The sequence below is a fragment of the Pseudomonas sp. PS01303 genome (genome assembly GCF_029959385.1).
GTDB classification, from domain to species: domain Bacteria; phylum Pseudomonadota; class Gammaproteobacteria; order Pseudomonadales; family Pseudomonadaceae; genus Aquipseudomonas; species Aquipseudomonas rustica.
The window spans coordinates 1-7,892 of the sequence record NZ_JASCPK010000205.1 but is presented as its reverse complement, the minus strand read 5'-3'; the positions used below and the strand labels follow the sequence as shown (position 1 = coordinate 7,892).

The following is a 7,892-nucleotide window of genomic DNA, read 5'->3' as shown; positions in this document are numbered from 1 at the left end:
GAGTGAGCGTGCTCGCGATAGCGGTGTGTCAGCAACAAACCTTCTGACTGACCCACCACCATCGCGAGCAGGCTCACTCCTACAAAGAGCAGTCGAGTACCCGCACACTTTGGGTAGTGATTAACCCGGCATCATTGGGCACACTGGCGGTCTGACTTTTTACATCCAACCTGACTGAGAGGACTGATCATGGTTCTGCGCTCGGAAATTCTGGTGAACAAAAACGTGCTTCCAACCAAAGAACAAGCTCTGCCCGGCCGCGAAACCGCGATGACCCTGCCTGAAAAACACTTCGTGTTTGAAGACACCCCGCTGCTCGGCCCGTTTTTTCAGGACGTCGATTTTGCGATCTTCGGTCTCGGTTGCTTCTGGGGCGCCGAGCGCCGCTTCTGGCAGCGCGAAGGCGTGGTCAGCACGGTCGTCGGTTACGCTGGCGGCTTCACGCCAAACCCGACCTACGAAGAAGTCTGCTCAGGCCTGACCGGCCACTCCGAAGTGGTGCTGGTGGTGTTCGACAAGGATAAAGTCAGCTACGAAGAGCTGCTGGCGATGTTCTGGGAACTGCACAACCCGACGCAAGGCATGCGTCAGGGCAACGACATCGGCACGCAGTACCGCTCGGTGATCTACGCGACTTCGCCAGAGCATCTGGACGCGGCGCTGAAGAGCAAAGCGGTGTATCAGGCTGAATTGTCGAAGGCTGGCCTGGGTGAAATCAGCACCGAGATCGAACAGGCGCCGACCGTGTACTTCGCCGAGACGTATCACCAGCAGTATCTGGCGAAGAATCCTGAGGGTTACTGCGGGATTGGCGGCACCGGCGTGTGCATGCCACCGAGTCTGGCGGGTAATTAATCCCGCCGCGGATCGTTCCCACGCTCTGCGTGGGAATGCAGCCCGGGACGCTCCGCGTCCCAACAGCGGACGCAGAGCGTCCGTTTAGGCATTCCCACGCGGAGCGTGGGAACGATCACTGTCGGAGCTGCCGCAGGCTGCGATCTTTTGATCTTGCCGTTGATCAGCTCTCAGCAATCAACCAATCCATCTGCCAGCCACCCTGGGTCTGCCCCAGTTTCTTCGACAACCACGGCAGCAACTCACGCAACTCTTCCTCCAGCCCCCACGGCGGATTGGCAATCGCCATCCCCGAACCGTTCAGACTGTTCGGCGTATCCAGCGGATGCACCAGCAACTCCACGCGCAATAGCTTCGGCGCGCCGCTCCCGGCCAGATCCTGATAGAAGCGCCGCAACGCACGCTGATCCTTCACCGGATACCAGATCGCCGCCACCGTTTGGCGCATGCGGCCAATGGCCTCTTTCAACGACGCCGCGCAGCGCTGCATCTCATCAAGCTGTTCGAACGGCGGATCGATCAGCATCACCGCGCGCTTTTCCTGCACCGGCAACATCGCCCGCGCCACATGCCAACCCTCGCCGAGGTGTACTTTCACCCGACGATCACCGGCCATGTTGTCCTTGAGCAGCACGCCGTCTTCCGGGTGCTTCTCGTTGAGCATCACCCGATCCTGCGGCCGCGTCAGACGCCGCGCCAGCTCCGGCGAACCCGGGTAGTAACGCAACTGGCCATCCGGATTCATCTCGTGCAGCACTTTCATGTAGTCGGCAGTCAGCGCCGGCAGATCCGGCTGATCCCACAAGCGCGCGATGCCTTCCAGGTACTCGCCGGTGCGATTCGCCTGATCGCCCTGCAAGTCATACAGACCGATGCCGGCGTGGCTGTCGAGATAGGCAAACGGCTGCTCCTTGCGCGACATCAGGGCGATGAGGCGGGTCAAGGTCAGGTGTTTGAACACATCGGCGTGATTGCCGGCATGGAAGGCGTGACGATAATTCATGGCTGCTCCTGCGAAGGGCGCAAAGTTTACCTTTTACCGCGCGGCAAGTCAGGGGTTGGCGGCTGAGCGGACAAATGCGCGCCCTCACCCTAGCCCTCTCCCAGAGGTAGAGGGGACTGATTAAGGTGATCTTGCGGCTTATGTCGACCTGAAAGATCAGCGCGAACTCAGGCTTGGCCAAGCCAGGTTCATCACTGAAGTCGCAAATCGGCGTACCTCACCCGGCCGACTCGGTCAGTCCCCTGTAAGAACAACTCGTATCGAGGCTTGACCAAGCCAAATTCGCCGCTGAAGGCGCAAGTCGGCGTACATCACCCAGCCGACTCGGTCAGTCCCCTCTCCCTCTGGGAGAGGGCTAGGGTGAGGGGCTTTGATTTTAAGACCCCGCACTCAACCGCTTGCCGATGACATCCAGCACATCACAGCCATCACGTAGCGGAATCGCACACAGCATGGCGAAATCGCTGAGGATGACGGAGTCGCATTCGACCGAGCCGCGCATGCACATGTTTTCCAGCACTTGGGCGACGGCGCGGAGGCGGTAGTTGGCGGCGTCCATGAGGATGTCGAGCGGCGCATGAGTGTCGATGAACAGCGTGGGCATATCGCTGCAGTTGCTGGTCAGGGCCATGAAGCGGTTGTCGGGATGGGGAGTGATTTTTTTGTAGGGTGGATCATTTTTCGGTGTTGTCATTTTTAAGCTCCAGGAAGGGAAGTAACTACCATCTAGCCTTCCTACAGGCTTGGGTGGCAGCTATACGCGGGGTAGGAAATCGAGCCTAGAGCAACCCTCGACCACACCGAAATGTGCCCGCGCATAGCCACCGCAAATCAAGTGCCTACAAGTTGCTCTAGTTTCGAAGGGTTCCTACACCCTGCCACCACTCTGGCGGTGACAACGAAAAGACTATCCCTGCAACCCACCGCCCACCAGTTCATGGAAACCGCCGCAACTCGAAGGAAAAGTCCGACACCTTCGCCCGGAAATCTTACTTATCTTCGTCCCGCAAATAGGCCAACAACGCTAACTGCGACGAATCTTCCGACACCGAAACCTGAAAAAACTGCCTGACCTTGCAACGCAAAACCGGCTCGGGAAACGCTTCGAAAATTGGCGGATGTTCCTCGCTCAGCCACTGCAGAGTATTGCTGACCCGGACTTCGTCACCCGTCGAAACCAACACCGAATCCGGCACCTTCCACCAAGGAAAAACCCGTCCAGAAACCTGCGCCACGCCACCGATATCAATTGCCTGACCATTGATCAAACCGCGCGAGATAACCGGCAACAGCTGCACCGAATCTACTGCATCAGACTGCAGAATCGGCAACAGAAAACGTCCATCCCAGAATCGAAAAAACACCGTTTTCCCGTCCGGCATCAGTACCTGAGTCAAGCTGCGAAAATGCTCGACCACCACTTCAGGACTCGCCGAAGACACTGCCAACCAGCCCCAATCGCGGGACTCGGTAGTCGCCACCCAATCGAGAAACTCACTGTCCACAGCGACAATTCCCACGAAGGGCATCACCGTATCCCACTCAGCGTAAATAGTGTCCGCCCAAATCGGACTTGGCGCTTGTGCGGTAGTTGACCCGCTCCAGACCTTGAACGGCTCGCCATCGCTGGTGCTGCTGAGAACTGCAAACAGTTGTTCATCGGCCATTAGCGGCTGACGCTGTAACCAATGGTGGGGAATCAGTTTATTCATTCAAGGGCCTATGCAGCTCTCGACAATATCGAGAATGCCGTTATCTACAAAAACAAATGGCTGAGTTACAAACTAGCGTAAAGAGACAACCTGAATGGCAAAAACAGATTTATCATCGAAAAATGGTTAACTCAGCCAACCATTAACCTTTCCCAACACCGCACCGATTATTGCAATGGTGCTTAACACCAACATCATCCAATTGGAAAATAAAATTATCCGCCGCAAGCCTACTGGCAAGGCTTCGTAATCCTTGGCGTCCAGCTCACCATTTCGTATGGATTTACGCGAGAAGATCATGAGCGTGCCCACACTACTAATAAATAGAAATCGGCCAATCGGCTCCCACCCCAAGGTGCGTTTTCTAGAAATAACAGCCGGCGAATTGCTCAAATACTCAAAGATATCCCGCGCAAAAAAATAAGCGACAAACAGCAAAATCAAGGACGACAGAAAAATAAGTGCAATCAATACCAAACCACTCAACAGGAAGAGTATTTCACTATCAGATCTCATTTCTGGATTTCATAGACAACATCTGCCCCTTGCTCGCCCCACTCCCCGAATGGATAGCACCCGAATATGGCACCAACCTCTCCACCCATAAGTTATGGGGAAGATTACTTTAACCACCCACTGAACTTTCCAACTATGAAAAGAATAATCATCAGCACACCCATTACAAACCCAAAAAGGTGCATACCCTGAGAATAGACTCTGAGCGCTGATGGAATATTCTCGTAATCTTGCGGGTCCAGCTCCCCGTTCCTGATAGACACCTTGTGTCTAAAAAGCATCCAGCTAAGATTCATCGTTAAAAACATCTTGCCACCCAAACCCATCTTCATAAAAGGATGACGAATCTTTACACCATAAGAATTACTCAACAACCCAACAAGTATATCCAGCTTAAAGTGCGAAAAATACAATTGAGCAAACAGTAAGACCAACCCAAGCAATAGATCAAAAATCACAAATACAAAATAAACATCCTTCGCGCTCATCTTCCCTCAACCCATTCATACACCACTTCTCCTGCGCCCTCTCCCAAGGCCTCCCCCAGCAATCCGCCACCCAACGTTCCTACGCCTGAAAGTACGAGCGCGCAGGCAATGGCTCCGTACCCTGTCACACTGATTGCAGCGCAAATTGGAGTAGCTATCGCCGGACCGTAAGTACCACCCACCACAACCCCGATAAACTTTCCACTTTCAGTCATCCTAACTTTCTTACACGCCTCTTCACGTCCAGTTCGACATACTTCACTTACTTTCAGCGTCGAAGCTGCGCCCCCTAGACCGACCCCAATCCAACCACCCAATTTCATCACTTTGGCTGCCTTACTTACCCCCTCAATATGCGTCGCATACCCCGGAATTCCGGCTGAAGTACCCACCTTGCTCCAGTGATGGACAAGGCTGCGACTGGAAATGCCCAGCGCTTTCCTAAGGTTCGGGTGATCGGGCAAACCGACCATTTTTCGCATTAAGGGACTGAGGCTGTTATCCAGTTGCGTCATCAACTGTTTTCGCTTTTCAAAGAAATCTGCACCTTTAAGCTTTCCGTGCTTATCGAAGGTTTCCTTATGCAGAGACTCCAACTCACTCAACGTGCCGGCGAGATTTTTTAAGTGATTACTGAACATCGCTGCCCCAATCCCGACACTCGTCGAACCCTGCGACAAAAACGATTCAATCTCCCCATGATGCCGCGCCATGAACTCCGCCTCCGCATCATTCATCGGCGCCAACACGGCATCAACTTTCTCCGCCGCCTCCATCAATAACGCCTCTTCCCGAGTGCATTGCGTATTACGCGGATCGCTCAGAACGATCAGTTGCCCAGGTTTGGCGTATTGGCTGAGCTGCGGATTCAGACTGCGGAATTTCTCCAGCACGGCCGGATCCGGCTGCGGGAACAGTGTGGATTCCAGTGCAGACCGAGACATTCCCTGCTCAACAATATGAAAGCCCGGCTCAACGCTGGAAGGCGCCGGCCGGGCTGAGGACTTTGGGGATTGGGTCAACCCGCTCGGTGTCGGGCAGATGCCATCCTTACACCGCTCGCACTCTTCGCAGAACGGCGCATCACCTTTCAGGCTCATGATTTGCGCCGCCGTGAGCATCGCCGCCGACGCTGCGGCCAGTTTCTCCGGCAGTCCCGGCACGACCGGTGCTGCACTCAGCGCCGCCATCGGCGCGCCACCCACGACAATCGGCACGCTGCTGAAAATCCCGCCGGGGCCGATGTTGATCCACTGCCCGCCGGCCTGAATCGTTGCGCTCGCACCGCCGTCGATAACCACTTGCTGGCCAGCGCTGATGTGGATTTGCGCACTGGCGTTAAGCGCCTGACTGCTCACGCGAACATGCTGATCACCGGTCACGGTCAGGTGATCATCCTGCTTCACCTCGGTCTGGCGCTGACCGTGGGTGATGCGCTGCTCATCGGCTTTCAACTCATGGCGAGCAAGGCCGGTGACGACGATGTTGCGCTGGTTATCCACTTGCACTTGTTGATCGTGCAGCACGTGCTGCGTCCAGTTGCGCTGGGCCCGCAGATAGATTTCCTCGGCACCTTTGCGATCCTCGATGCGCAGTTCGTTGTAGCCGCCACCGCCGGGACTGCTCTGGCTGCGGAAGATGCTGCGGGTTTTGTCGGCGGGCAGATCCAGCGGCACTGGCGTCGCAGCATTTGGCAGGCAGCCCATGACCAGCGGTTTGTCGGCATCGGCGTCGATGAACCCGACCAGCACTTCCATGCCGACTCGCGGAATCAGCACGCTGCCATAAGCGTCGTGGGCCCAGCCGCTGGCGACACGCAGCCAGCAACTGGAATGCTCGTTCAACTCACCATCACGATCCCAGGCCAGTTGCACCTTGACCCGACCGTACTCGTCGCAATGGATTTCCATGTCTTTCGGGCCCGTGACGACGGCCGGTTGATAACCGAGCATGCGCGGTTTTTCCGGGCCCAGCGCCGGACGAAAGAACACGTCCCACGGCGTGGCGAGAAAGGTATTACGGTAACCCTGGAAACCTTCCCCATCGCTGGTCGCCGTTTCTTCCAGCACTTGCGGCTGTCGGCCATGGTGCTCGACGGCAGTCAGCAACCACAGGTCATTCCAGTCTTGGCGCGGATGGTCGGCCAGTTGCAGGAAATGTCCGCAAACCAAGGAGGATTCGTCGCTAAGGCCCTCAGCCTGACGGTAATCGGCGACATGCCGTTCAAGTGCGCGCTGGGCGAGGTGCTTGCCGGTTTCACGATCTTTGAATTGGCCGGGAAAGTGATAATCCTCCAGCACCGGGCGCTGCTCACTGTCGATACGACTTTCCAGTTGCAGACGCGGTTTTACGAAGTTGTAGTCGCGCCGGGTGACCACGCTGGTACGGGTTTCCACACGAACGTTGAAGCGCTTGATCGCCGGCGCCGCACCGAGCATGCCGCTGCCCGGCAGATACAAGGTCGGCTCGGCGAGCTTGGGGAAAACGGTCTGATCGTCACCGAACACCAGCAAGTGCCCTTCGAGGCTGTGCTGAAAGTGATAATGGATGCCGACTTCCGCGCACAGACGCTGGATAAACGCCAGATCACTCTCCCCGTACTGCACGCAATATTCACGCACCGGGTAATCGCTGCCGAGGCGGAATTCGAAGGCATCGCGCAGTATCGAGTGATCCTTGAGGATTTGCTCAACGATTTGCGGAACGCTGAGATGCTGAAAAATACGCTGATTGATGCGGTGCCCGAGGTAGGTCAGTCGCGGGACAAGGCTGAGGTGATAGCGCGTCAGACGTTTCCCGGAATCGCCCTGCCCGACCTGATAAATCTGACCGTGAACGCCGGAACCGTCAGCGTCAAAGCTCAGAAACGCCTGACAGTGCAGCAGGCTTTCGAGATCCAGATCGGGTCGTTCACTGACCAGTTCCAGCTCGAAACGAAAGGGTTGGCTGATGGCTTCCTTGCCCGTGAACTCAAGGACTTTGAGGTCAATTTGGGCGCCTTCGAGGGTCAACGTGAAACGCGGTTGATTGGCAGGCGCGAACATCCGATGTGTCTCTGCAGAGTGAGGGCGGGCGATTCTGCATGAGGGGCAAGGGGTGTTGAGTGGGGGACGGAAAAATCAGATTTGCCCTACTTCTGTTGTCGAAAAAACCTCAGAAAATTGGCGCAAACGACTACAGACAAATCCCTCAACCCCACAGCAGATCCCTGTAGGAGTGAGCCTGCTCGCGATGGCGTTGTGTCATATGACATCAATGTTGAATGTCAGACCGCTATCGCGAGCAGGCTCACACCTACCGGGACTGCGGTGAATGAGG

6 protein-coding genes and 1 pseudogene are annotated in these 7,892 nt (G+C 56.0%); 1 reads left to right on the top strand and 6 read right to left on the bottom strand.

The annotated features are described in order from the left end of the window. The first annotated feature begins 189 nt into the window (after positions 1 to 189). Positions 190 to 855, top strand: coding sequence for a peptide-methionine (S)-S-oxide reductase MsrA (gene msrA / locus QMX93_RS28680; protein WP_053116709.1), 666 nt, complete (start codon positions 190 to 192; stop codon positions 853 to 855). A gap of 163 nt (positions 856 to 1,018) precedes the next feature. On the opposite strand, the gene rlmJ is transcribed toward msrA, so the two are convergent. From rlmJ to QMX93_RS28650, 6 genes and pseudogenes are all read right to left on the bottom strand, one after another. Next, entirely contained in the window at positions 1,019 to 1,858 is an 840-nt protein-coding gene (gene rlmJ / locus QMX93_RS28675; RefSeq protein ID WP_053116708.1) for a 23S rRNA (adenine(2030)-N(6))-methyltransferase RlmJ, read from the bottom strand. Between the two features lie 376 nt (positions 1,859 to 2,234). Then, the gene (locus tag QMX93_RS28670) at positions 2,235 to 2,552 is read right to left on the bottom strand and encodes a hypothetical protein (protein ID WP_282358914.1); all 318 of its coding nucleotides are present in this window, start codon (positions 2,550 to 2,552) and stop codon (positions 2,235 to 2,237) included. Between the two features lie 295 nt (positions 2,553 to 2,847). Then, positions 2,848 to 3,570, bottom strand: a complete 723-nt coding sequence (locus QMX93_RS28665) for a DUF4123 domain-containing protein (protein ID WP_282358912.1) — start codon at positions 3,568 to 3,570, stop codon at positions 2,848 to 2,850. Positions 3,571 to 3,696: 126 nt separating this feature from the next. Further along, complete coding sequence (locus tag QMX93_RS28660; RefSeq protein ID WP_282358911.1) at positions 3,697 to 4,086, bottom strand: hypothetical protein; 390 nt, start codon at positions 4,084 to 4,086, stop codon at positions 3,697 to 3,699. Between the two features lie 104 nt (positions 4,087 to 4,190). Beyond that, entirely contained in the window at positions 4,191 to 4,574 is a 384-nt protein-coding gene (locus QMX93_RS28655; protein ID WP_282358910.1) for a hypothetical protein, read from the bottom strand. A gap of 1,037 nt (positions 4,575 to 5,611) precedes the next feature. Next, positions 5,612 to 7,618: pseudogene (locus QMX93_RS28650) on the bottom strand (type VI secretion system tip protein VgrG); the annotation flags it as partial. Between the last annotated feature and the right edge of the window lie 274 nt (positions 7,619 to 7,892).

Coding starts and splice junctions, on each gene's coding strand:
- QMX93_RS28655 (WP_282358910.1), bottom strand. CDS start 4,574: ATGAGCGCGAAGGATGTTTATTTTGTATTTGTGATTTTTGATCTATTG.
- QMX93_RS28665 (WP_282358912.1), bottom strand. CDS start 3,570: ATGAATAAACTGATTCCCCACCATTGGTTACAGCGTCAGCCGCTAATG.
- QMX93_RS28670 (WP_282358914.1), bottom strand. CDS start 2,552: ATGACAACACCGAAAAATGATCCACCCTACAAAAAAATCACTCCCCAT.
- QMX93_RS28660 (WP_282358911.1), bottom strand. CDS start 4,086: ATGAGATCTGATAGTGAAATACTCTTCCTGTTGAGTGGTTTGGTATTG.
- rlmJ (WP_053116708.1), bottom strand. CDS start 1,858: ATGAATTATCGTCACGCCTTCCATGCCGGCAATCACGCCGATGTGTTC.
- msrA (WP_053116709.1), top strand. CDS start 190: ATGGTTCTGCGCTCGGAAATTCTGGTGAACAAAAACGTGCTTCCAACC.